Source organism: Paenibacillus sp. FSL R5-0636, from assembly GCF_037974255.1.
In the GTDB taxonomy this organism is placed as follows: Bacteria; Bacillota; Bacilli; order Paenibacillales; family Paenibacillaceae; genus Paenibacillus_AQ; species Paenibacillus_AQ odorifer.
The window spans coordinates 3316537-3339082 of the sequence record NZ_CP150232.1 but is presented as its reverse complement, the minus strand read 5'-3'; the positions used below and the strand labels follow the sequence as shown (position 1 = coordinate 3339082).

Sequence of the window (22546 nt, the reverse complement as noted above, 5' to 3'; positions counted from 1 at the left end):
AAGATTAGCTTATGGTTTTAAGTTCTTTTTCATTAGCTGAATCTGGAGAGTTTAATAAAACTACACCTCCAACTATTAATACTATGCCTGCAAGTGTAAGCACACTAAATGGATCCCCCCATATTACTATGCCAACGATGGCGGTTAGAACTGTACCTACACCTGCCCAAATCGCATAAGCTAAGCTTAAAGGTAAAACTCTGAGACTTATGGACAAACTATAAAATGCGATAATAAAACCAATAATAACACCTATAGTAGGCAATATTTGTGTGAACCCTTCTGACATTTTCAGCATAGTTGTACCTATTACTTCGCTTATAATAGCTACCCCTAGTACCCAAAAACCCTTATTCTTGTTCATAACATTTCCTCCAAGCTCTAATGAGATCCACCAGAAAGTTTCATAATGACTACTCCACCAATGATAAGAATCAGACCGAGTAATTTCTTCAGATTGAAGTTTTCTTTATAAATGATTACTCCAATTAACGCAGTTAAAGCCGTACCTACCCCTGACCAAATAGCATAAGCCGTCCCTAGAGGAATCGTTGAAAGCGCTAAAGAAAGACAATAAAAGGCTGAACCCATGCCGAGTACGACTCCTATTGAAGGTAAAATCTTTTTAAACCCGTTAGAAACCTTAAGCATGGAGCTACCAAATACCTCGCAGATAATCGCTGTTGCCAGTAACACATATGAATTCAACAATAGCCCCTCCTTACTCCGTCATATTTATTAATTCTTGAATCACTTTACTGCGTAACTCCTTATCTAAAACTCCTAATCCGAACATTTCTGAATACCATAAACCGTCCGCTGCCAGCCTGACAATCGTTGAACGTACAGGATCTATTCCATCGTTCTCTATATTGTTTTGCCATACTGAGTATTGATCTTGAAATTTCTTAAGGATATCCGGATTCGTAAAAAGAGCAGCCGAAAGCGCTGTGCTAATCTCCTGCTCTTCCTTAAGATCGTCGTCAATCGCCTGAACAAACGCTCGTCCCCACTTCCCCGTTTCTCTAGATGCATTCGCTACTCTTTCTTGAACATTACTGAAAAAATCGCTTGTTAACTCTTCCACCATACTTTTTATTAAAGCTTCCTTATTCGGAAAATGGTGCAGCAGTCCACCTTTACTGACCCCGGCTTCTTTGGCAACGGCTTCAAGCGTAAGCTTCTCCACCCCATTATTTTTAACAACAATAGAAGCTGCTAATAAAATACTACTTCGTTTTGAATTACTGTTCACGATAATCACCCCTGTTATTTACTATACCGTCTGGACGGTTTTATTGTCAAATAAAAAATCATTATCTTAGAGCAAAAAAAGCCTGGTAATCCAGGCCTCCAACATTTTTAAATCAATTACATTAAATTTTTAATATACCAAGCATCACAAGCAAAATGCTCCGACCCAGCAAGTGGTTTTTCTAATAGCTCAAATCCATTTTTTGTGTAGAAACGGTTGGCTGCGTGCATATTTTGCAGTGTCTCCAAATAACATTGGTTGTAATGAAGCTTGGCAAAGTCCAGCGCTGTATTTAAAAGTTCGTTGGCTATCCCGTTACCTCTAATCGACTGAGATAAATACATTTTTTGCAACTCACATATCTTGTCATCATTCCCGAAAGGAGCAATTCCACAACCTCCCAATACTTCCCCTCCCTCTTCAACAACCCAATAAGCCCGATTCTCACTATGATTATAATAATCTGATAAATGATGCAGGCTGTCATCCTCCCAGGCGAGACCCGCGCGATTCCCGCCAAACTCAATTAGGCAGTCCCTGATGACCTTTTCAATGGAGCTATTATCTTTCATTTGTAATAGTCGGATATTCATGAGTAACGTTCTCCTATCTTTTGATTAGCTTTCTTCAGTTATTATATTGTATCAGCCTTCAGAATGGATAATTATAATGGGAATCAAACATAATATAGAGAAATTTATTTAGGAGGGGCTTCAATGAAAATGGCAGCTAAGCAGCTCTCGATTGCAGCATTAGGCGGGGTTCATGAAATCGGTAAAAATATGTATATCCTGCAATACGCAGATGACATTGTCGTTATTGATTGCGGCTCTAAATTTCCAGATGAAAGTCTTTTAGGAATTGACCTAATTATTCCTGATGTTTCGTATTTATTAAATAATATTGATAAGGTACAAGCATTGGTGGTTACTCATGGACATGAGGATCATATCGGTGGGATTCCTTACCTGCTTAAACAGTTGAATATCCCGATATATGCTTCCCGTTTAACCCTAGGATTAATCGAAAATAAACTTAGGGAACATGGGATTTTACGACAAACGAAACTCAATTGTATTGATTCAGAATCTACTTTAGCCCTGGGTGCCATTACTACAACATTTTTTAATACAAATCATAGCATTCCAGATTGCCTTGGCGTAGTATTCGATACACCTGAAGGTACCGTAGTTCATACGGGAGACTTCAAATTTGACATGACGCCCGTCAACAAGCAGTATCCAGATATACATAAAATGGCCGATATCGGTAAAAAGGGTGTAAAGATCCTGCTGTCAGAAAGCACCAATGCTGAGCGCCCTGGCTTCACCCCTTCTGAGAAGCTTGTTGGCGCTCACATAGAAGAAGCCTTTTTAAAAGCAGAACGTAGAATTTTTATTTCTACCTTCGCCTCAAATGTACATCGTCTACAGCAGATCATTGATGCTTCTCATTTAACTGAACGTAAATTGACCTTACTAGGCAGAAGTATGGTTAATGTAGTCGGAGTAGCCCAAGAGCTCGGTTACTTAAACATTCCGGACAATATGCTGATCGAACCTGCAGAAGCTGCTAAGCTTCCTCCGGCTCAGGTAACTGTTTTATGTACAGGCAGTCAAGGAGAGCCCATGGCCGCCCTCTCCCGCTTAGCGAACTCAAGCCATCGATTGATGGAGATCCAGGCTGGGGACACGGTTCTGCTCGCAGCCAATCCCATCCCAGGAAATGAAAGAAATGTTTCAAGGATTGTCGATAATTTATATATGCTGGGTGCTAAAGTCATCTATGGTTCACGCAGTGAGCTTCACGTCTCAGGGCATGGTAGCCAAGAGGAACTTAAGCTAATGCTGACTCTAATGAAACCTGAATACTTTATTCCGATCCATGGTGAATACCGCATGCTGCATCATCACAGCTTGTTAGCGGAGGCGGTAGGCGTCAAACCAGAAAATATCTTTATTCTAAAAAATGGGGACATCGTCGAGTCATCGTCTGGTGTTGTCCGCCAATCCGGTCGAGTGACTGCTGGGCAAATTCTAGTGGATGGCCTTGGGATCGGTGATATTGGAAATGTTGTGCTTCGCGATCGTCGCCAGCTGTCAGCAGACGGCATACTGATTACGGTGATTACACTGAGCCAAACCGATGGACGTCTATTAAATGAGCCGGACACCATTTCCAGGGGATTCGTTTATGTCCGTAACTCCGATAATTTAATGGACGAGATCAACCAGCATGTAACATCGACCCTTAAAAAGATGAACGAAACTGATCTCGGCCAATGGAATATCATCAAGCAGACCATCAAAGAATCATTAAGTAAGTTCCTATACGAGAAAACGAAACGGCGTCCAATGATCCTTCCAATCATCATTGAGGTTTAATGTAGGAATGCATCCAAATAGATATTGGCGGATTCTCACTCCATTATGAGTAAGAATTCGCCTTTTTGTGTTTTATAGTTTTAATACTCTTCTTTTATATATTCTGCTGATAGTATTAGATTCAGGTGCAAATTTCTACATACTGAAGTACAACTAAGCAAGAATTATCAAAATCCCTTTAAATAGATGAGGTATATTAAGACCAGAACAAGGAGGTGATCAGGCTGTATTACAAGATGATTCACAATAGTATTGAATTTATTGAGAACCATTTGGAAGAAGAAGAATTGAATCTGGACAGAATTGCGAAAGAGGCTGGATTCTCCAAATATCATTTCCATCGGCTCTTTCAGAAATATGTCGGCAAAAGTGTAGCTGAATACATTCGTTCCCGTAGGTTGAGTTCTGCTGCCCAACTGCTGCTCTATTCCGAAGAACGCATTCTAGATATTGCACTTCTTTATGGTTTTGATAGTCAAGAGGCTTTTACAAGAGCTTTTAAAGGACTTTATGCTCTCCCCCCAGCCCAATACAGGTCACAGATAAAACTATTGATTCAGGAAAGAGAGGAATTTACCATGTCCGAAATTAAAGGTTGGTTCATCACCGGAACATCCCCCAGCAAATATAAGGCATCATTAGATATGCAGATTTACCATAAGGGAAGGAACTCTGTATCACTGGAATGCGCAGAAACTGAACCACTCGAAGGGAACGAATTCGGTACTCTAATGCAGCAGTTTGACGCAAAAAATTATCTTGGGAAACGGATGCGGTTTGCCGGCTTTATCCGGACCGAAGAAGTAAGCGACTGGTGCGGCTTATGGATGCGTATTGATGACAAGCTCCAGAATATGCTGGGTTTTGACAACATGCAGTACAGAAGTATTAAAGGAACTGCTTCCTGGAATTTTTACGCTTGTGTGCTGGATATCCCGGCAGAGGCGGATTGTATCAACATAGGTATTCTCCTATCCGGATCCGGAAAGATTTGGCTGGATGACTGCACCTTTGAAGAAGTAGGCCTGGACGTTCCCGTCACTGATTCCCGTGCACGGACAGAAGAATTTCCGACGGAACCGCAGAATCTGAAGTTTGAAGCCTAAAGTTTGCTTACCGGCGGAAAGTTTTGAGGAGTGATCTATTGTTTGTGTTAATTATGGAAATCATGAAGACAGCCATTCAATTTTTGACGGATTTGTTATCTGGGAATCTGCCAAAATACTTTTACCTCTGGTGTGGTCTATTTATGCTATTTGTAATCATCTACGCCTATCTTGAGGTACGGATGAAATATAAATCAGCCGATTTTATAAAAGGCATCTGCATTGAAAGTGTCTCCCATCTTGCAGGCTGGATCATCGGTATCCTAGTAACCTTGTGTAGTTACATTATCCATCCTCAGTGGTGTTTTTGCGTTACTGTTCATGATTTCTCAGAGAGATGGAATCATTGCCTCAGACGCCAATTTTAATCGTCACAGTTAATGCAGATGGTGCCTCGGGATAAAAAAACAGGATACCCTTCGGAGAATCGAAGTAAGGTATCCTGTTTAAGATTCGTTAATTGAACTCGTATACTTAGAATACTTTCGTCGTCCAATCTTCGCAATTCCAGATATCTGTTACGATGTCCTGATAAAAATCGGGTTCGTGAGAAATCATAAGAATGCTTCCTTTGTATGCTTTTAGAGCGCGTTTCAGTTCATCTTTGGCATCGATATCCAAGTGGTTTGTCGGCTCATCTAATACGAGAATATTGGTTTCGCTATTAATGAGCTTACATAGACGCACTTTGGCTTTTTCCCCACCACTTAGAACAGCAATCTTACTCTCAATATGCTTCGTAGTTAATCCGCATTTAGCAAGGGCAGCACGTACTTCGAATTGTGACAGTGACGGGAACGTGTCCCAGATTTCCTCAATACAAGTCTTGTAATTGCCTTCCTTCATCTCTTGCTCAAAATAGCCAATCTCCTGATGGTATCCACGTTCTACCGAACCGGACAATGCAGAGATTTCACCTAAAATGCTGCGCAGCAAAGTTGTTTTACCAATTCCGTTTGCCCCAACCAACGCGATCTTCTGTCCACGCTCCATCAGCAAATTAAGCGGTCTGGACAATGGAGAATCGTAGCCGATAACCAATTCTTTTGCTTCGAAAATCATCTTGCCCGCAGTTTTACCTTCTTTAAAGTTAAACTGTGGTTTCGGTTTCTCCTTGGCAATCTCGATGATCTCCATCTTGTCGAGCTTCTTCTGTCTGGACATCGCCATATTACGGGTTGCCACGCTGGCTTTATTACGAGCTACGAAATCCTTCAGCTCTGCTATTTCTTGCTTTTGACGATTATAAGCAGATTCAAGCTGTTGTTTTCTCATTTCGTAGACTTGTTGGAATTGCTCATAATCACCCACATAACGGGTCAGCTTTTGATTTTCCATATGGTAGATCAGGTTGATAACGCTATTCAAGAATGGCATATCGTGAGAGATCAGAATAAAGGCATTATCATACTCTTGAAGATAACGTCTCAGCCACTCAATATGCTGCTCATCCAGATAGTTGGTAGGCTCATCGAGGAGCAAAATATCTGGTTTTTCAAGCAATAGCTTCGCAAGCAAGATTTTGGTACGTTGACCACCACTAAGATCGGCTACATCACGATCCAATCCAATGTCAGTGATCCCTAGTCCACGCGCAGTTTCTTGTACTTTCGCATCAATCATGTAAAAATCTTGATTTGTAAGTGTATCTTGGATGGTACCTACTTCTTCAAGCAGCTTTTCCAGCTCTTCAGGTGAAACGTCACCCATTCTGCCGTACATATCATTCATCTCTTGCTCCAGATCAAACAGGTATTGAAAGGCACTTCTGAGTACGTCTTGAATCGTCATTCCTTTGGTTAACACAGCATGCTGATCGAGGTAGCCAACACGCACCCGCTTGGACCATTCGACTTTACCCTCATCAGGTTGCAGTTTGCCTGTAACAATATTCATAAAAGTGGATTTTCCTTCGCCGTTAGCGCCGAATAATCCGATATGCTCGCCTTTTAGGAGACGGAATGAAACATCCTTAAAAATCGCACGATCCCCAAAGCCATGACTTAATCCTTCAACATTTAATATGCTCATTTATGGACACCTTTTTCTTATTTTTCTCGCTATATTATAAGCAGGATTAACTAAAAACTCAATGGAGAAGCAAAAAATTATCATTTTTCAGGCTAATTTGCGAACAATTTTAGTTTTTGTGGACCGTCACTTGCCGAGATTAGGTTTGCGCTGGCGATCGCTCGTCATCTTTTATATGATAGTATGCATAGATACACTTTGGAGTTGACTTGAGAACTAAGGAGAATTAGAAATGAATAAACTTGTATTTTTTCTTGGTCCAGCTGGAGCAGGCAAAACAACGTTAGCTAAAGCGATTGCTTCGCGGCGCAAAATACCATTTTTCGATATGGATATTCTGCTACGGCCTGCTGCCGACGCCATAATGACTTTACACGGACTGGATCCGGCAGATAGAGACTCAGCAGAGTACAAAAGGTTATGCCGCGATTTAGGTTATCGAATCACTATGGATGCTGCGCTGGATAATATAGGCTTGGACGTCGATGCTTTTGTGGTTGGTCCCTTCACCAAAGAGGCGGCCAATCCTGACTGGATCAGCAATGAGTTAGCTCGGATCGGACGTTCCCTCCTTGATGTTGAAGTCAAGGTTGTCTTGGTAGGTTTAGCCAACGAGGAATTGTACCGGGAACGAATTCAAGACAGACAATCACCACTAGATGAATGGAAGTTCCAGCATTGGAATGAATTCCGCACTTCTCTTGGCAACCGTGCGGTAGCATGGCCGCTCGCAGCTGAAAATATTGCGTTGATCGATAATTCTAACCCGGATATTAATGCTACCGTTGCGGCAGTAGAGCGATTTATTTACGTCTAAACTTTCGGACCCAGATGACGTTATTTCCGCTTTTATCAGCTTTTGCGCAGAGTTTCGGACCCCAGTGCAGCTATTCGTTAGAAAAGAGTGCTTGGGGAGTGTTTTTCGTGTCAATAGCGACGATGCGGTCCGTTCGGATTGCAAAAGTGCGATAATGCTGCGTTTAGGGTCAGCTGAGTCCGATAGCTGCTGCGTCCCCCGTAAAATAATGACATCAAACGATGTTTAAGGCTTTGACAAAGAGTTTTGGCTAAACTTTTGGACTCAGATGACGCTAGTTCCACATTTATCAACTTTTGCGCAGAGTTTCGGAACGCAGATGACGTTATTCCCAGAATTCTTTTATTGAATATACTTCTGACTGACCAAATCATCAGCAAGCACCGCGGTTGGTATCACAAATTCAACGGAGCCCATATAACCCGGTGCGACATCGTATTTATTAAACACAATCACAAGCTTACCTTCGGTATTGATATAAAAGCTTTGATCCTTCGTAATGGATGTAAACTGATCCGTTGGCACATCATCGCCATACTCAGGGATCCAGTAAACTTTCTCAGAGTCTGCTTTCATTTGAGCAATCATCTGTTCTTTAATATTTTCGCTGATGCGCTCAATGTATTGATCATCTTTAAATAACATTGGTAATGTAATAAGGATCTGATTTTCTTTGTCTATCGTATCAAAAGTAACTTCCATTGAAGATGAACCAGCGGTTTCCTCAACATATCTGCCAATGGAGAAAATATGCTCATTATCCGTTTTCACTTCATAACCAACATCCAGCCCCAAATGGCCCCCACCTTGTTCCTTCAACGCTTCGATCTCCGCTTGGAACTTTTCGTATAGTGCTTTGTTCTCACTTAAATATTTGCTGTTCAATCCAAGCTCCAGTTCTTTGTTCTCCATATCCGTAACGGCTGGAACTTTGATATTAGCATCGTAATTCTCTTCTTCTACAACATATTCTTTAATAGTTAGCACTTTTATTATCCGATCAACGCCTGGGATGGAAGATAATGCACTAGCTACGGTTGTACTGGTGTTTATGGCTACTAGAAAAATAACTGCGGCCGCGCCAACACTAGCCACCCACTTAGTTGTTGTGTGTTTCTTTCTATTGGCTTTAAGTGACTGCTTTATAGAGCGGTTTACAATCAAATCAAGTTCATCCGGAATGGGAATATCGGTATACTCTTTATGTAATTCTTGTATTCTTTCGTCCATCTTACTTTATCTCCTTTAAGGCTTCATCATTCAGCTTCACCCGCAATAACTGAAGGGCCTGATACAGCCTTGTCTTTATTGTATTGGTGTTCTCGTTAAGAACTTCAGCCACTTCATTAATCTTCATATCCTCAAAATATCTAAGCACGATCACACTTCGGTATTTCGCCGGCAGCTCTTCCAGTGTTCTTTTCAAATCCATATCTGTATAGTTATCCTCAACAGCCGGACTATAGGTTTCTATTATCTCTGGCTCCATCGTCTGAACCTTCTTGTTTCTGCGCAAAAAGTCTAAAGAGGTATTCACGACAATCCTGTAAAACCAGCTTTTCACGGCATCGTGATCCTTTAGCAAATCCATCCGTGTCATCGCTTTATAAATAGAATCCTGCACAATGTCGAGGGCATCCTCTTTGTTTTTCACATAACTGTAAGCAAGCCGGTATACATTTTCTTTGTTTTCTTTGATACATCGCGTCAATATTTTCTCGGTTTTCCTATTCAACATGGTCGATTATCCTTCTCTGTTTGTGATCTGGTGTTGTAACAGGAGTAAGACGTTTGGTGAGTATAAAAAAGTTTGGAGATTCCAAATAAATTATTTATTTTCTTTTTCCAAAGCTTTAATTAGAATTGATGCATAATACTTGGCACCCTCACGTTTCAGATGAACACCATCTTTGTAGAAGTAGTCGTCTTTTCCTTCACTAGCTGAGTACCAGTCTACTATGGTCGTATTCCTGAATTCACTGGAAACTTTTGAAAGGGTGGAATTCACAGTCTGCTCCCACTTTCTCGGCACACGTGTATTGACCAAAATAATCTGCTCCGCATCGCTTAACGAGTTTAATAGTTTACGTAATTGCTTGGAGTTAAAAGCTCCATTCGTCCCCAGCTCTATGATCATCCGCTTCCCTAACCGTCCTTGTGCTCTAAGCTGATCAACCACCTCCTGTGCCTGCATCATCTGTCTGCCGACCTTTCCATCGATAACAATACCAGGGAGACTTTCTACCAAAAATGGTGCCGCATCCAAAATGACAGAATCGCCAATGGCCGTAATATTCTTTCCGGTTTGATTTTTTTCGGTTACCGCTATGTTTCTTTCTGGTTCAGCTTGTTTCTCTTCAGTGTCAGGTTTTTGCTTCTCAACAACCGTCGTATCTTTTTCTACGGGTGGTGCCAATGAGTTGTGATCTATTGGATCTTGCGCTGTTCCCTCTTGCTGTACATTCTGCTTATCTGCAACTTCGATTGTAGGCGTGTCAGATTCAGCATTGGATAAATATCCATTGCAGGCAATCGGTATAAGAATCAAAAAGATCATGGTCATAAGAAAGACTGGGCGGTAGCTGCGGCCTTGTTTCGCACTCCAATGGTTCCAAATGTTTCTTAATGATCCCCGCCGGAGCGGCTCCTCCACATATTTGTATGATAAGGCTGCCAGTAGAAAACTTCCTGCTAACTGAAGGATCATACGAAGCACGCCGCTCTCATCTGGATTCCCATTAGGGCTGGTAAGAATAATTACGGGATAATGCCAAAGGTATAAGCTATATGAACGTACACCTATCCATCGCAAAGGTTTGCAGCCTATTTTCCGGCCAAGAGAACTGGCAGGATGAGCAAGCACGGCAATCACTACTGCAGTAATGATAGAGATGATCAAAAATCCACCACGATATAGTGATTCATCAAATTCGTTAATCCGGTAAACTAGCACCATTAATACCAGCAGTCCCAGAGCACCAATGATATCAAACATATAACGAGATCTTTCTGTGACTGTATTTTTAAGTTTCTGACTAGGCCATGCAACGGCAAGCGCCGCTCCAACTAGAAGTGCAAATATGCGAGTATCTGTTCCATAATAGACCCTGCTTGGATCTGTGCCCGGTACATAGAACATAGCCATGGCTAAAGCTGAGACAGCAGCACAAGCCAGAATCCAGGCAGTAAGTTTACCTCGACGAGGTATGATCTTTAGTCCTAATACGAGCAGCAGCGGCCATAGAATATAAAACTGTTCTTCAATAGAAAGTGACCATAAATGTCCGATCGGTGAAGGAGGTCCAAAGCTTTCGAAGTACGAAACATCATGAAATATTAACCACCAGTTATTAACGTAAAATAGTGATGACATGAAATCTCCTGTCAGCCCATTTAATCTCGTGGGATCTATGATTAAGAGCCATAAGGTGACAACGATCAGCATGACTATCGTCGCCGGCAGCAACCTCCGTGCTCTACGTATCCAAAAGTCCAGAAGGTCCAATCTTCGATGACGCTCCCATTGGTTAATGATTTGGTCTGTGATGAGATAACCCGAGATCACAAAAAAGATTCCCACTCCCAGCAGTCCACCCCCAGCCCATTTCAAATTCAAATGATAGGCTATAACAGCGAGTACAGAAAAAGCTCTTAGTCCATCAATTCCAGGCATATAACGCTTGTTGTCATTCATTCTGTTTCAGTCCTTACCCTTAATTTGTTGTTCATAGGCAGGACGCAGGAGTAGCACAAAAAGTTCTTTTAACTGGTTATTCTGTTATCAAAAGTAAAAAAACACCCGCGCAAGAATTACCCTGCGGGATGTTTTTAAAAAATCTAACTACTTTCACAAACTTCTAAAAGGTTATTTCTGAACTTCAACCTGTAGAATTTCTGATACGAATTGAACAGGTACATAGGTTTTGTTATCTTGTAGAACAGGTGCAGCACCTAAAGCTTTAGGAGTCATTTTTGCGAAGAAGTATGAATCTTTGTTAAGCGTAACACTTGTCCACTGTGCACCTTTCATCAATTCAGCGGTTTTGGTAGACTGATTCCATTTCAATTCATAGTTTAGTTGACTGGCCACATCACGAAGCGATACCATGAGCACGCCTTTCTTATTCGTGAAAGTAGCTACTTTTTTCAAATCTAGCTTGGTTGAATCCGTTGAACTATGATTTAAGCTGAACCGAAACTCTGGTGAACCTACATAACCTGGTGCAATGCTGTATTTAGGGAATACGATTACTAAGTTACCTTTATCGATATAGAACGACTGCTCAGTTGAAGTTCCTGTGTACTCTTCTAAGAAATACTTATCTGAATCCTTTTTAATTTCTGCCAGAATGTCTGCATCGAGCTTCTCTTTGTAGTTAGCGCCCAGTAGATCCGTTAGTGTAACAGGTTCTGCCTCAGCTATATTTTTCACATTATAAGTATCGATCCGCGGCATGCTTGTTCCACCTTCAGAGCCTTCAGTAGTAACAGTCAAGGAGATAACGCCTGCTGGAGAACCTGTTCCATCTGATTTCAGATCATAAGTAATGTAAAGAGTATAAGGATGAAATTCCATTTGATCAGCCTGTGCTTTTTTGCCCATTTCTGCAGCGTCTTTCTCCCACTGTGCCAGATCCTTTTCAGCATGAGAGAGGATAATATCGTTCAGTTCATCTTGATAATGAGTATCCAGCATTCCTGTTAGCTGTGGTACTTTTAAATCTGCAATCAGGTATTTACTTGTTGTGTTAAGTACTTTTTCTTGTACTTTAATGCCAGCAAGGGCTGGTGTCTTGGACGGTAAAGCCGCAGAAACATTAGCTGTTACTTGAGTGGGAACCATAGCATGAACCGGTAAAGAAGCTGCACTCACTCCCATAATGGCTACACATCCAACTGCACTCATTTTAAATAGATTTTTTGTTCTTTTGTTCATATCTCGTCATCCTCCATCTCTATTTATAAGTGCCTTCCGATGACACTCATTAGCTAGGACGCAGGAGGACCTCTAAAAAGTTTGCTGGTTTTCTAATTTAAATATAATTTCTTCAACTTCTGTACCCCGTAACTCTACGTAAAAAGGCTGCACCTCATCATTTAGACAATACTCCAGCCGCAGTCTGAGGTTTTTCCATGTGACCATTTCTAATGCTTGTTCTATCGAGAAAAACCCAACTTCTAAGCTCTCGGAACTAGTAGCAGGTTCGCCGCCGATGGCTTTCCCTAGAAATAGGTTAGTACAAATAGATCGATCAACATTTTGAAAAACTCCGCAGAACTTATTAATCTCTATATCAATGCCCGATTCTTCTTTGGCTTCCCTGATTGCTGCTTCTATAAGGGACTCCTCCTCTTCAACCTGTCCGCCTGGCATCTCCCAGCCTCTGCGTGGACCTTTTATTAATAAGATTTCTTCTTGATCATTGAATACAACTGTAGCTGCTGAAAGAATATGTTTGGGGGGATTCATACCCATTGTTACCTCGCTCTAAATTTATTCTAAGCCCTAATTAATTCTGAATACAGGTCCTTTGGGTGAGAAAGGCAAGTCATTACCCTTGGGCAAAATATAAGCATGGTCTCTTTTAAGGATCAGCTTGTCACAATAACCATCTGTAATAATTAGAAGCGGTCCTTTTTTCGGGAAATCCTCAGCTTGTTGAATCAAATCAATAGCTGGTTGTAAGATCGTTCCCCCTCTTCCCTTCACTTGTACCCGATCCGCGATAGCCTCGGGGGGCATGTAACCTGCATCATAAGGACAAGCATCACAAAAGATAATCCGTGCAAATGGAACATCACGAGCCTGCGCATAACTTGAAATGGCCCCTAATGCTTTGGCCAGAAGCTTTTTATCCATTGAGCCTGAGGTATCTAAAATAACTCCAAAAGTACGGCCATCATCTGCAGCACCGCTATGAACCCACTGTGGTCGAGGGATATCAGGCGTAGAAGATTGACGTCTGCTAATTCGTGAATAAGATCTGGTCTTCTCAAGCGGTGAAAAATAATGATCAAACCACCGTGCAAGCTCTACATCCCATTTAATAGGTGGCTGGCCCAGCGCTCTAATCTCTTCAACTAGGCCTGATGGCAAAAGACCGCGACTTTGCTCTTCATGATACATAAGTCCCTGTTGCATAGCATTTTTACAGAAATCATCTAACGTCTGTCCTTCTCTCGCATCCCAAAAACTTGATGAACCGTTATCTAAAATGTCACCAAGTCCATTCCCTCTCAAGGTTGCCAGTTTCTTATAAGTGCGGATATCTCCGACCATACGATCATAAATCGTTTCAGCAGATAAACCTTTAAGCTCAGGATCTAATAAGAGTCCAATTCGCGGATACTCCCCTACACTCATTTCCACTAGCCATAAATTTATAACGTAGTCACAAGCCACATTCCAAAGATAATGATCTCGACCAAGACATCGCTCGTGATGCTGAAGCCCCGCATGCAGAAGCTCATGCGCCATCACGAAAATACACTCCTCATCGTTTAGTCCAGCTGCAGGGTTCATGAATATTTTGCGATCAATAACGTCAATGGCAGCTATGGAAATATCTAATCGCCGACATATCGCTGGATCTTCTATAATCTCAAAGCCGGCGGCAAGCGCTCCTAATAAAGGATATCTGTCCATAAACCATCGTTTTGCCCGTTGTGGAGCTGTTAAAGAAAGTGCAGGGTCACTAATAGTATTAGCATGTCCTCCAGCAACACTTACTGCATTCGTCACAGCATTAGATAACCCATAAGCAAAATAGGCTTCCCAATCCGGTGCTTTTCCCCAGTATCTTTTGGTGGCATCTCTAACATTCATATCCAGTTTTGAAACACCCGCAGTCCCAAAATATCTGGAGTTGTCCGGAATTCCTTTTATCATAAACTGCTCGTAAAGCTGTTGTTCATCTTTAATTGTAAGATCAATTCGCGACTCCATATCTGCGGGTATTTTCCCAAACTTCAAGTCATTTAAAAACTTTGCTATGTACACATCACATGCAACGTTCCACGCCACTTGATTCTCTTTAATCTTTAAATGTCCAAGACCTAAATGAAGAAAACAATGTGCCAAAACGTACATCCATTCAGCAACCTCGCCACGCCGTTTAGGATGAGTGTAAATATAACCGTTATTAGTGACAATTGCCCAGCCGTCTTCAGGATAGGGACTATTTTCATTATGAATAATCGAAGCTCGAACAGATAACGGCGCAAAAATAGGATGATCCGCGATTAACGAACATGCTTCGTTAAAATTTTTCAAAGCGGGATTATCTGGAGTTGTTTTTTTAGCCATATTTACCCCCGCTCTTTTATTGCAAGACGTGGTAAATCACGTACAATTTCAACCATTAACCAATCTGGAATATTATCACTTTGCTCCTGCTTAGCAACTACTAGCTGTGCAATTTCAAAGCTAATGACGGACAGGTCTTTAATCAGCTTTTTAACCGTATGTGCAAATTGGCGATGTCCATCTCGTACGTTATCTTTAATCGGAGGGAGTTCTTTGATAATCTGGGCACGCAAGGATTGCGCCAGAAAATACAGGAGATCCCGATCTTCTGGAGCCGTTGGAAATGAGGATTTACCATCTATAATTTGATTAAGTTCATATTTTCCAGTTAGATTTTTATAAAAAGCCCTGAATTGTGTGGCGTGAGAAGGTGTCAGTGAGCCATTCGCTAAAATCCCCACGGTATCCACATTTACATCATCGCCAAACTCATGTAGTGCATCACTAAGCATATGCCAAGAGCGTGGCGTGGAGAAAGGCTCTTCAGTCTTTGGAGGTGCACTCCACAAATGATCGGGACGCAATTCCAGATATTCAATAACCATAGGATGAATGCTATGCTCATATGCCCAAGAGATCCAATTCTGAAACGATACATTTAACTGTATATGGAACATCCGATTGATAAGCGCGGAGGACATAGGTTTAACAATTGCACTATCTTGTGCACGGTTACCAGCTCCTATTACTATAGAGCCCTCAGGTAGGTGATAATCGCCGATGCGGCGTTCGTGGATGAGACTATAAAAAGCTTTTTGCACCTCTTGAGAACAGGCATTAAGCTCGTCTAGGAACAAACAATATGGTTCATCCCGAGCAATCATTTTTGGAGGACAGAATTGGCTCTTACCGTTAACGATTTGCGGGACTCCAATGATGTCTTCAGGTGCTAATTGAGAACCTAATAGTGACACACAAGGAAGACCCACCTGATCAGCAAAAGCTTCTACTAGCGAAGATTTCCCAATACCAGGCGCCCCCCAGATAAAAACAGGGCGAATCACAGAAACGTTTAGAAGTACTTGCATAAGTTGAATAGGTGTTACAGGAGTTGCTAGATTCAAATAAATGCTCCTTTTTAATGAAATAATAATAAAGATAACTATACACAGTATAACAAATAATTCATTAGCTCAGGAACGAACTTCAACAACAACACTCTATTTCATTCGAAAAAAACAAACCTTTTCTTGACGAGATATAAAAAAGGATGATATATTGTTTCACGCTTTAATAATTAAGTAGTTAATCATTTAGTTGTTATCTAAAATTTAATGGAATTACTTATTCCGCCCTATTTCATAACTTTAGGAGGCGTGATTTGGCTAATAATGAAGATTTTCTTCAGATTTCTACTATGTTCAAATCCTTTTTAAAAGGAATCTCCCAAGATTGGAACAAACAAGACTACCCCTTAAATATTACACAGTTCAAAACCCTCAGGACTTTATCTAAGAACGGTCCACAAAACGTATCACAGATTGCTGCAGCTCTGGGTATTACCTCAGCAGCAATTACAGGCGTAACAGACCAATTAATCGCTGAAGATTACGTAAATAAGGAACGCGCCAAAGATGATCGAAGGGTTGTACACATCACCATTACGCAGAAAGGAGAAGCAACGATTAAAGAGGTGCAGGAACGCCATCAAGAACTTATGGAATCTTACTTTAAGATACTGCCCGATGAGGATATTGAGCATTTAAGAAGAATTTTCGCAGTAATAATTTCTGATTTAGACAAGAGATAAAATTTAAAAAGTGGCGGGGAAACAATCAAATGGAACATTTATCCAGCAAACGAAAACTTAGTATTATGATAGCAATAATGGCTGCAATGCTGTTCGCAGCGATTAATCAGACAATTACAAGTACTGCTATGCCGCGTATAATCGCAATTCTTGATGGCATGGATTACTATACTTGGACTATTAACATTTACTTATTAACATCAACAATAGCAACCGTTCTTGTCGGTAAGTTATCTGATATGTTCGGACGTAAACCCTTTCTATTAGCAGGTATTCTCTTATTTATGGTTGGGGCTTTTCTGACAGGTACATCTTCCGATGTTTATCAATTTATCATTTACCGTGGGATTCAAGGGGTAGGTGCAGGTATTATTCAATCCACCGCATTTACTGCCGTAGGTGACTTATTCCCTCCGCGTGAACGTGGTAAATGGATGGGGTTGATGATGGCAGTATTCGGCTTCTCCAGTGTGCTTGGACCAACGCTTGGAGGCTTTTTGATTGACAATATGGATTGGCATTGGCTGTTCTGGATCTTCCTACCGCTTGGTGTAGTAGCCTTCGTGATGATTCTTACCTTATTTCCTAAAGGCAAACGCGGGGAGTCAACAAGCATAGACTATTTAGGTTCCTTGCTAATGACAACTACCATCGTGCCTCTACTGCTTGCCTTCACCTGGGCAGGTACAGAATATGATTGGGGTTCTTCGCAAATTCTCGGCCTGTTGGCGGGAACGGTCGTTTCGGCACTTCTCTTTATTTTGGTCGAATCCAAAGCTAAAAATCCAATTCTTCCGCTTCATCTATTTAAGAATAGCGTAGTTACCATATCTAATATTATTGGTTTTATTATGAACTTCGGTATGATGGGAGCTATGATCTATCTTTCCTTCTTCGTACAAGGTGTTCTGGGGATCTCCGCGACATATGCAGGGTATGTTACTATGCCAATGTCGATCGTTATGGTTGTAGCCAGTGCCCTTACCGGACAAAAGATGGCGAAAAAAGGGAAGTATAAACGTTACGCATTAATTGGAATACCCATTATGATTGCTGGTATGACAATTATGGTATTTATGAATAATGTACCGATGGCTGTCCTAAGTATGATTGTGTTTGGTCTTGGGTTAGGATTGGGAATGCCAGTATTCTCACTAGCTACTCAAAATGCGGTTTCACACACAGAACTGGGTGTAGTAACGGCCTCCTCACAATTATTCCGTAATTTAGGCGGTACGATCGGTATCGCAGTCATGGGTACCGTTATGTCAAATAGTCTTACCAAAAACTTGAAGGAAGCTCTGCAATCGTCATCAGCACCGGATTTCACACAGATAGATCCAAAACTTGCTGAGCAAATGCTCTCCTTCGCTAATCCACAGGCATTAATGAACAAACCATTGCTTGAACAGACTCAAGCTAGTCTGCCAACCGATGTACAGCCTATCTTCTTACAAATGATTGAGGGTATCCGTGACGCTTTAGGACAGACATTGTCATCCGTGTTCTTAACCGGGACCATTGTGCTTGTTGTAGCTTTCGTGCTTGTCTTCTTCCTGAAGGAGCTTCCACTTCGTACTTCTAACCAAATGCCAGTTCCTGAAGAAGCTGAACAGGACCCGTCAAACATGAAATCTTCAAAACTTGCAGTGGATAAAGCCTAACCGCAAATTACTTTGAAGCTGACTATAAAACAACAAAAACTGCAACGTACTCATGCGTAACTGAGTAAGTTGCAGTTTTTGTGTTGATCTATTATTTTACAGGTGAAAGCTCATCTTCTGTTACCCACTTATGATTTTTCACTTCATCTCCACCCGTAGTAGGTTTGTAATTAATCATATAGACAGTGGTTTTTTCTGCTGAGTTAATCTGAGCCGTTGCACCCTTCATATCCTTCATATGATCAGATTCCATAATAACCTCTGAGCCTGGTTGATAGGATATATCATCTGCTTCTTTTATTTCTTCATGAATAATCCACTTATGATTTGTGACCGGCTGACCTCCTGTAGTAGGTCTATAGGAAACATTATATGCTGTCGTCTCATAAGCTCCCACAATTGTCGCAATGGCTCCCTTCATCCCTTCCATATGGTCAGTTTGGATCACAGCTTCACTTCCTACTTTGTAAGTAGGGTTCTCCGCTACCCGCAGATCTTTTGGAACTTCACCTGAACTTGAATGTGAGTTATGTTCCATTTGTGTATCGTTAGAAGACATTTGATTGCCATAGCTATTGTCATTACTACAAGCACTTAAGCTGAAAGCAGCTGCAACGACTAGTAGAAATAATTGCTTTTTCATATAAAAGACCTCCGAAATTTTATCTGCCTATAAGTATTATTTTACCCATTTCAGAAAATCACAAACGGAACTAAGAGTTCACAGTTTGTAAAACAGTAATTTATTTTCCATTAAATGAGTGTTGTCTCAATGATTAAACTATATTTATAATGTTTTCTGAAAGGAGGCTACTATAATGAAGACTAAAATATTCACTTTGTTGCTTCTTTTGGGTCTGGTGAGCATGGCTACTATGATCGGTTCTGCTAATGCAGCTCCGGTATTAACCATAGGAAGTTCTTCAGGAGATGTATGGGATCTACAATATAGATTAAAAACCCTTGATTTCTATACTGAGCCCTTAGATGGGGTATACGGATCACAAACGAAAGCAGCGGTTACTAGTTTTCAAAAGGCCTATGGAATAAGCGCTGATGGAATTTCGGGGACAAAAACTTGGAATATTTTAAAAAAACACACGCTTAATATTAATGAAATGGATATTTTGGCTAAAGTTATCTACAGTGAGTCTCGCGGTGAGCCTTATGTAGGACAAGTTGCAGTGGGTGCAGTAGTCATGAATCGTATACAATCAAGTCAATTTCCTAATAATATTAAAGAAGTTGTATTCCAAAAAGGAGCTTTCACAGCCGTATCTGACGGCCAGTATTGGCTTACACCAAATCAGACAGCTTATTTAGCTGCTCTTGATGCTGTTCGGGGTTGGGACCCCACAAACCATTCAATCTATTATTTCAATCCGGATACAGCAACAAGTGCATGGATCTGGTCACGTCCGCAAAACTTGAAAATTGGTAAGCATATATTTGCGAGTTAAACGCATCAAATAGCTAAGATCAACAAAAGCCGATCTAACTATGATAGTTAGATCGGCTCTTCAATTCCAAGCACTAAAGCCATATTAATCTGCCCTACTTCGTCCTTATGGTTATACCCCAATTTATTATAGATTCTGATCGCATTTCGATTTTCTTTATCTGCTGCTAGAAAACTCCGCTTAGCGCCGTTGTTATTCCCCCAGCGTATACCTTCAACAGCTAACTTATGTCCGATACCTTGGTTATGATATTTCGGATCTACAGCTAATTCTCTAAGCCATAACACAGGTCCCTTTTCATTTTCAAATCCGTAGATGTTCAATAAACATACTCCAACAATGCTTTTATTCAATTCTGCTACAAGAATACAAGAATGATCCGATTCATTCCATGTTTGTATGAAATCCAACTCTTCACCATAGAAACCTCTTGAAAGATTTATACATGCTTTGGTGATCATACTAACCTGTAAATAGTCTTTAGGCTCAATGTTTCTTATGAATGGTGATTCTGCTTGATCGGTGATCTTCTTTGAGATATCCTCATTCCAGAAATCAATAAACTGACTAACTATCTTGAACCCCAAAGACTCCATAACTGGCATGAGATCTGGATGTATAAATTCGATATACATTCTATGAGTTCCACCCACAGGTAATTGAATAAACTTACTGGTCAGATCTATTAGTGCAGTCCTAAATAATTCTGTAGACTCGGCAGCCCAGTGAATATTATGACCCTCATCAACCGATTTACATAATATAAACACACCAGGTTCATCAATAAGAATATCCTCAGGCGCCTGTAGTTCCAGCTCTTCAACATCCAAATATTGCAAAGAACTGTACTTATAAGCTTTCGCTTTTAGGAATGAATTCTTAAACATAACTTCGAAATAATCCCCTTTTATGGATTCGATAATTTTGATTGGTTACTAAATGTAAAAATCATCTTTAATTCATCATCATATGACTTCCCGCATTCCTCTAAATAACTATCACCAGTGTATTCTTTTAAAGTTTTCCTCCAAAAATGCTGTGCTCTCCCATTTGTGCCCGTGGGATTTGTTTGCAACTCCCAGTTACCCAAATGAAGCTTAAAGACTTCCTTAGCTGCATATTCAGCAATTCCCTTACCACGGAAGGGCCGTAGAATAAAAAATTCATTCAAATAGAATTCACAAGCAGACGGTGTGTAAGGCGGTGTAGCAACTAATGCAAACCCTACTGGAATATCATTTTCTTTTATTAAATAAGGATACAAAACGCCAGCTTTCTCCCACCAAATGTCGAAGACTTTATTCTGTTCCTTCAGTGTCTGTGTCTCGTCCTCCGCGAATACCCCGTATTGATTAGGAATCGTCCCCCATATTTCTGATAGATCGTGTAAGTATAGTGGGTAGAGGTTGTTAATAATAAACTTCGAGGCACTATCAGTTAAGGTGATTGTGATATTCATATCGTTACCTTCCTACCTTCTATCGAATTTTCGAATATATTAATGGAGATCACTCAAATAACATTCTGTATAATTATCTTTTGTATACTCTGTAAGTACTTTCCGTTAAAATATTATGGCAGAATAACTTTTTATCTTCAACGGTTCAGGAACAAACTTAATCTCCATCATCCCCCACAATTTCTTCTCAATAATTACTTCTTTTCTCAGTATAATTACGACCTCGCTCTAGTTATATGCCATATTCGATTAGAATTAATTTTTATATAATGTCACCATTTATATTTGATAATTAAGTTAAGCGTACCTGTACTTCTATATACTCGACTCGCCTTAACTTCTGCGGATATAGTACAAACCTCTAGCATATTATAATTGTATAAAAATGGGAGGTGTGCTCAGATATGCCGGATCCTTTTGTTTCGAGATCTCTAGATGAAATACGATTCTGGTCACGAATCATGAAAGAACACTCTTTTTTTCTTAAATTAGGGTTTCGTTGTGAAGACACGCAACTAATTAATGAAGCAAACCATTTCTATGCCACATTCGAAGCCATAGAGAATAGATCACTCGGATTTACTGTGGATTCTGATCCAGCAGTAATACGGAAGTTTAATGAGGAAGTTCATAGTGCAGCTTCACATATCTGGGCGTTCAAAAGAAAAATACTAGGTCTAATTCTACAATGTAAGCTTCCAGGCGGAACGAACTTCCCCTTATTAGTGGATCATGTCAGTAGGGAAGCCAACTATTTTCGAAATCGACTGGAAGAACTGAATCAGGGTAGGTTAGATCCTTTACCAGACGCAATTATTAATGAAAATGTATTCTTCCTACGTATAATGGCAGACCATGCTAAATTCATTGGTCATTTATTGGACCCCTCTGAACGTCAACTTGTTGAACAAGCAAGAAATTTCAGCCATGACTTTGATGTTTTGCTGTATCAAGCTATTGATCTTAGCTCCATGCGTCCTCAATCCCAAACCAAACCCCTGCTCAGTCAGCAACTTGACGAGAATAAAGTCTCAGTTAAATCTCTCCGTGACTTTAAGAAAACGGCACGAGATCTTATTGAGGAATGTCGAATAAAGAGCATCATCCATCCATTGCTTGCGGATCATGTATTCCGAGAAGCAGAACGATTCCTGTATATAATTGATGCATTTGAAGCCTCTTTGAATATGAATAAACAAATCGTATAGCATTACATATTTAATGGATAGGGCGACAACTTGTATCAAAAAATACAGGTTGTCGCCCTATCTATCTTTATATTTGACTTCATTAATTCAGTAATCCATTCCCAAT

23 protein-coding genes are annotated in these 22546 nt (G+C 40.6%); 8 read left to right on the top strand and 15 right to left on the bottom strand.

Going from position 1 to position 22546, the window contains the following annotated elements; genetic code table 11:
- Positions 1-4: 4 nt before the first annotated feature.
- The 4 genes from MKX34_RS15220 to MKX34_RS15205 form a co-directional block, all read right to left on the bottom strand.
- The gene (locus MKX34_RS15220) at positions 5-364 is read right to left on the bottom strand and encodes a multidrug efflux SMR transporter (protein WP_076296721.1); all 360 of its coding nucleotides are present in this window, start codon (positions 362-364) and stop codon (positions 5-7) included.
- A 17-nt stretch (positions 365-381) separates the two neighbouring features.
- A complete protein-coding gene (locus MKX34_RS15215; RefSeq protein WP_036677974.1) occupies positions 382-708 on the bottom strand; it encodes a multidrug efflux SMR transporter in 327 nt (108 codons plus the stop codon).
- 13 nt (positions 709-721) lie between these two features.
- Positions 722-1255 carry a TetR/AcrR family transcriptional regulator gene (locus tag MKX34_RS15210; protein WP_036677976.1) on the bottom strand — a complete coding sequence of 178 codons (534 nt, stop codon included), beginning with the start codon at positions 1253-1255 and terminating at the stop codon, positions 722-724.
- Positions 1256-1371: 116 nt separating this feature from the next.
- Complete coding sequence (locus MKX34_RS15205) at positions 1372-1848, bottom strand: GNAT family N-acetyltransferase (RefSeq protein ID WP_038570891.1); 477 nt, start codon at positions 1846-1848, stop codon at positions 1372-1374.
- Between the two features lie 129 nt (positions 1849-1977).
- On the opposite strand from MKX34_RS15205, the gene MKX34_RS15200 reads away from it, so the two are divergent.
- The 3 genes from MKX34_RS15200 (at position 1978) to MKX34_RS15190 (ending at position 5113) form a co-directional block, all read left to right on the top strand.
- Positions 1978-3639: a ribonuclease J gene (locus MKX34_RS15200; RefSeq protein WP_076099360.1), complete on the top strand. Its 1662-nt coding sequence runs from the start codon at positions 1978-1980 to the stop codon at positions 3637-3639.
- Between the two features lie 236 nt (positions 3640-3875).
- On the top strand, positions 3876-4745 hold the full coding sequence (locus MKX34_RS15195; RefSeq protein WP_076099285.1) for a helix-turn-helix domain-containing protein: 870 nt from the start codon (positions 3876-3878) through the stop codon (positions 4743-4745).
- A 44-nt stretch (positions 4746-4789) separates the two neighbouring features.
- The gene (locus MKX34_RS15190; RefSeq protein ID WP_256717626.1) at positions 4790-5113 is read left to right on the top strand and encodes a DUF5823 family protein; all 324 of its coding nucleotides are present in this window, start codon (positions 4790-4792) and stop codon (positions 5111-5113) included.
- A 106-nt stretch (positions 5114-5219) separates the two neighbouring features.
- Here the strand turns inward: MKX34_RS15190 and MKX34_RS15185 are convergent, their stop codons facing one another.
- On the bottom strand, positions 5220-6776 hold the full coding sequence (locus MKX34_RS15185) for an ABC-F family ATP-binding cassette domain-containing protein (RefSeq protein ID WP_036677991.1): 1557 nt from the start codon (positions 6774-6776) through the stop codon (positions 5220-5222).
- A gap of 232 nt (positions 6777-7008) precedes the next feature.
- On the opposite strand from MKX34_RS15185, the gene MKX34_RS15180 reads away from it, so the two are divergent.
- Complete coding sequence (locus tag MKX34_RS15180; protein WP_076296723.1) at positions 7009-7593, top strand: AAA family ATPase; 585 nt, start codon at positions 7009-7011, stop codon at positions 7591-7593.
- A gap of 342 nt (positions 7594-7935) precedes the next feature.
- Here the strand turns inward: MKX34_RS15180 and MKX34_RS15175 are convergent, their stop codons facing one another.
- From MKX34_RS15175 to MKX34_RS15145, 7 genes are all read right to left on the bottom strand, one after another.
- The gene (locus tag MKX34_RS15175) at positions 7936-8823 is read right to left on the bottom strand and encodes an RsiV family protein (RefSeq protein WP_036677997.1); all 888 of its coding nucleotides are present in this window, start codon (positions 8821-8823) and stop codon (positions 7936-7938) included.
- A 1-nt stretch (position 8824) separates the two neighbouring features.
- Positions 8825-9331 (bottom strand): sigma-70 family RNA polymerase sigma factor, encoded by a 507-nt coding sequence (locus MKX34_RS15170; protein ID WP_038570883.1) that lies wholly within the window; start codon positions 9329-9331, stop codon positions 8825-8827.
- A gap of 90 nt (positions 9332-9421) precedes the next feature.
- Positions 9422-11287, bottom strand: coding sequence for an acyltransferase family protein (locus MKX34_RS15165; RefSeq protein WP_076296724.1), 1866 nt, complete (start codon positions 11285-11287; stop codon positions 9422-9424).
- A gap of 171 nt (positions 11288-11458) precedes the next feature.
- Complete coding sequence (locus tag MKX34_RS15160; RefSeq protein WP_076296725.1) at positions 11459-12529, bottom strand: stalk domain-containing protein; 1071 nt, start codon at positions 12527-12529, stop codon at positions 11459-11461.
- Positions 12530-12601: 72 nt separating this feature from the next.
- Entirely contained in the window at positions 12602-13063 is a 462-nt protein-coding gene (locus tag MKX34_RS15155; RefSeq protein WP_076125878.1) for an NUDIX hydrolase, read from the bottom strand.
- A 36-nt stretch (positions 13064-13099) separates the two neighbouring features.
- The gene (locus MKX34_RS15150; protein WP_038570877.1) at positions 13100-14899 is read right to left on the bottom strand and encodes a peptidase; all 1800 of its coding nucleotides are present in this window, start codon (positions 14897-14899) and stop codon (positions 13100-13102) included.
- A gap of 2 nt (positions 14900-14901) precedes the next feature.
- Entirely contained in the window at positions 14902-15963 is a 1062-nt protein-coding gene (locus MKX34_RS15145) for a MoxR family ATPase (protein WP_076105644.1), read from the bottom strand.
- A 257-nt stretch (positions 15964-16220) separates the two neighbouring features.
- Here MKX34_RS15145 and MKX34_RS15140 point away from each other — a divergent pair, with 257 nt between their 5' ends.
- Positions 16221-16649, top strand: a complete 429-nt coding sequence (locus tag MKX34_RS15140; RefSeq protein WP_036678010.1) for a MarR family transcriptional regulator — start codon at positions 16221-16223, stop codon at positions 16647-16649.
- A 29-nt stretch (positions 16650-16678) separates the two neighbouring features.
- Positions 16679-18313: an MDR family MFS transporter gene (locus tag MKX34_RS15135; protein WP_076099291.1), complete on the top strand. Its 1635-nt coding sequence runs from the start codon at positions 16679-16681 to the stop codon at positions 18311-18313.
- A gap of 91 nt (positions 18314-18404) precedes the next feature.
- On the opposite strand, the gene MKX34_RS15130 is transcribed toward MKX34_RS15135, so the two are convergent.
- A complete protein-coding gene (locus MKX34_RS15130) occupies positions 18405-18956 on the bottom strand; it encodes a YdhK family protein (protein ID WP_076105643.1) in 552 nt (183 codons plus the stop codon).
- A gap of 223 nt (positions 18957-19179) precedes the next feature.
- On the opposite strand from MKX34_RS15130, the gene sleB reads away from it, so the two are divergent.
- Positions 19180-19773 carry a spore cortex-lytic enzyme gene (gene sleB / locus MKX34_RS15125; protein WP_256715518.1) on the top strand — a complete coding sequence of 198 codons (594 nt, stop codon included), beginning with the start codon at positions 19180-19182 and terminating at the stop codon, positions 19771-19773.
- A gap of 47 nt (positions 19774-19820) precedes the next feature.
- Here sleB and MKX34_RS15120 read toward each other — a convergent pair whose 3' ends face one another.
- Together MKX34_RS15120 and MKX34_RS15115 are read right to left on the bottom strand one after the other, a co-directional pair.
- Complete coding sequence (locus MKX34_RS15120) at positions 19821-20660, bottom strand: GNAT family N-acetyltransferase (RefSeq protein ID WP_076105641.1); 840 nt, start codon at positions 20658-20660, stop codon at positions 19821-19823.
- Positions 20661-20680: 20 nt separating this feature from the next.
- On the bottom strand, positions 20681-21232 hold the full coding sequence (locus tag MKX34_RS15115; RefSeq protein ID WP_076105640.1) for a GNAT family N-acetyltransferase: 552 nt from the start codon (positions 21230-21232) through the stop codon (positions 20681-20683).
- 404 nt (positions 21233-21636) lie between these two features.
- Between MKX34_RS15115 and MKX34_RS15110 the strand changes: the two genes are divergently transcribed.
- Positions 21637-22440, top strand: coding sequence for a DUF2935 domain-containing protein (locus MKX34_RS15110; protein ID WP_036678028.1), 804 nt, complete (start codon positions 21637-21639; stop codon positions 22438-22440).
- The last annotated feature ends 106 nt before the right edge of the window (positions 22441-22546 follow it).

What these genes read in the sequence shown, in the direction of transcription:
- MKX34_RS15220 (WP_076296721.1), bottom strand. Translation starts at nt 364, where the DNA reads ATGAACAAGAATAAGGGTTTTTGGGTACTAGGGGTAGCTATTATAAGC.
- MKX34_RS15205 (WP_038570891.1), bottom strand. Translation starts at nt 1,848, where the DNA reads ATGAATATCCGACTATTACAAATGAAAGATAATAGCTCCATTGAAAAG.
- MKX34_RS15200 (WP_076099360.1), top strand. Translation starts at nt 1,978, where the DNA reads ATGGCAGCTAAGCAGCTCTCGATTGCAGCATTAGGCGGGGTTCATGAA.
- MKX34_RS15195 (WP_076099285.1), top strand. Translation starts at nt 3,876, where the DNA reads ATGATTCACAATAGTATTGAATTTATTGAGAACCATTTGGAAGAAGAA.
- MKX34_RS15185 (WP_036677991.1), bottom strand. Translation starts at nt 6,776, where the DNA reads ATGAGCATATTAAATGTTGAAGGATTAAGTCATGGCTTTGGGGATCGT.
- MKX34_RS15180 (WP_076296723.1), top strand. Translation starts at nt 7,009, where the DNA reads ATGAATAAACTTGTATTTTTTCTTGGTCCAGCTGGAGCAGGCAAAACA.
- MKX34_RS15175 (WP_036677997.1), bottom strand. Translation starts at nt 8,823, where the DNA reads ATGGACGAAAGAATACAAGAATTACATAAAGAGTATACCGATATTCCC.
- MKX34_RS15170 (WP_038570883.1), bottom strand. Translation starts at nt 9,331, where the DNA reads ATGTTGAATAGGAAAACCGAGAAAATATTGACGCGATGTATCAAAGAA.
- MKX34_RS15165 (WP_076296724.1), bottom strand. Translation starts at nt 11,287, where the DNA reads ATGAATGACAACAAGCGTTATATGCCTGGAATTGATGGACTAAGAGCT.
- MKX34_RS15160 (WP_076296725.1), bottom strand. Translation starts at nt 12,529, where the DNA reads ATGAACAAAAGAACAAAAAATCTATTTAAAATGAGTGCAGTTGGATGT.
- MKX34_RS15155 (WP_076125878.1), bottom strand. Translation starts at nt 13,063, where the DNA reads ATGAATCCCCCCAAACATATTCTTTCAGCAGCTACAGTTGTATTCAAT.
- MKX34_RS15150 (WP_038570877.1), bottom strand. Translation starts at nt 14,899, where the DNA reads ATGGCTAAAAAAACAACTCCAGATAATCCCGCTTTGAAAAATTTTAAC.
- MKX34_RS15135 (WP_076099291.1), top strand. Translation starts at nt 16,679, where the DNA reads ATGGAACATTTATCCAGCAAACGAAAACTTAGTATTATGATAGCAATA.
- MKX34_RS15130 (WP_076105643.1), bottom strand. Translation starts at nt 18,956, where the DNA reads ATGAAAAAGCAATTATTTCTACTAGTCGTTGCAGCTGCTTTCAGCTTA.
- sleB (WP_256715518.1), top strand. Translation starts at nt 19,180, where the DNA reads ATGGCTACTATGATCGGTTCTGCTAATGCAGCTCCGGTATTAACCATA.
- MKX34_RS15120 (WP_076105641.1), bottom strand. Translation starts at nt 20,660, where the DNA reads ATGTTTAAGAATTCATTCCTAAAAGCGAAAGCTTATAAGTACAGTTCT.
- MKX34_RS15115 (WP_076105640.1), bottom strand. Translation starts at nt 21,232, where the DNA reads ATGAATATCACAATCACCTTAACTGATAGTGCCTCGAAGTTTATTATT.
- MKX34_RS15110 (WP_036678028.1), top strand. Translation starts at nt 21,637, where the DNA reads ATGCCGGATCCTTTTGTTTCGAGATCTCTAGATGAAATACGATTCTGG.